This window comes from Alcanivorax sp. HI0044 (assembly GCF_001634945.1).
On sequence record NZ_LWEZ01000186.1, the window covers coordinates 1 to 1204 of the forward strand.

A 1204-nucleotide genomic window follows, 5' to 3' on the forward strand; every position below is an offset into this window, starting at 1 on the left:
GCGGGTATACCTCAATGCGGATGGGGACGTTATGGAAATCATCCATGATGATGGCCAGGGTACCACCACCCGTGCCTTGATTCAGGAAGACAGTTCGGACCCTGAACCCGAACCCGGTGCAGAGCTATTGGGTATGCGCAATGGGGTAGCGGTAGTGTACGGCGGCAATGTTTGGGCTCTGGAACAGCCGTTTATCGAGTCCTTCATGGCCACTACGGCTAAGCGGCAGATTCGGGCTAATAATTTTGGCAACGACTACAACATTATCGACACAACGCCGTTCAATGGAGATGAACTGGCCTGGGTGCAGGTAAATGTCGCCCATGGCGCGCTGGGTACGCAGTTGTGTGGAGCCAGCACAGGGGTATCAATGCTGACCGTCGACAATAGCGTCAGCCCACCCGTGCAGAAAACCTGGACGGCCACGGCCTGTGAACTGGATGTGGACTATCACTTCAGTAATGGGGCCACCGATGGCCGCATCATCAGTGCCACGCTGGGTAACGACAAGGATGCAGAACAGGTTACTCTGAGCGACGGTCAGTTCCGTATCTTTATTCATACCGGCATTGACGGTGAAGCACCGGCCCTGGCGGACGAGATTCGTTGGGACATGACGATCGATAGTGGTACCCGTGAGATGCGCTCCGGACATTTCCTGGGTGGCCGGCCCCTGCTGGATGGCTCACATCCGGATCATGCGCTGAAATTCGAACTGCAGGCCGGCAGCAACAACAACCCCGCGGCAGGCGAATACAGCTGCGACGATGGTGACACCGAAGTGACCCTGAAGATGGGCTGGATCACCGTTAGCGATCCGCTGTTCAAGTTTCAGAGTGCCAACGGGGGTAATTGCACCGTTACCATCGAGCAAAATGCCGGGCGCAAGTATATCGGTTCGTACACCGCCACCCTGATGGGGCCTAGCAACGGAGGCGGTGCTGCCTTTGGCTCAGGGTTGGGGACAGGCGATATTGAATTGCCCGCTGCCGAGCGAACCCTGGTCGTGCATGGCAAGTTCCGTAACTTCACCACGCAGACCTTCCATGCTGACAACGGCGGTGATGAAGCCGCCCTGGGTGAGGAAACCCAGGGGATTTCCATGACCATTGATGATGGCAACACGCATTTCACGCAGGGGGAGCGCTTTCAGCTGGCCTCGGAGTATGCCTCCAACGGCAGTATCGGTTACTTCTCCAAGGTG

General features: G+C 57.0%; 1 protein-coding gene. It reads left to right on the forward strand.

What is annotated here, in order from left to right; translation table 11 throughout:
- Positions 1–31: 31 nt before the first annotated feature.
- On the forward strand, positions 32–1204 hold a 1173-nt coding region (locus A3730_RS02220; protein ID WP_156500808.1), incomplete at its 3' end, for a hypothetical protein.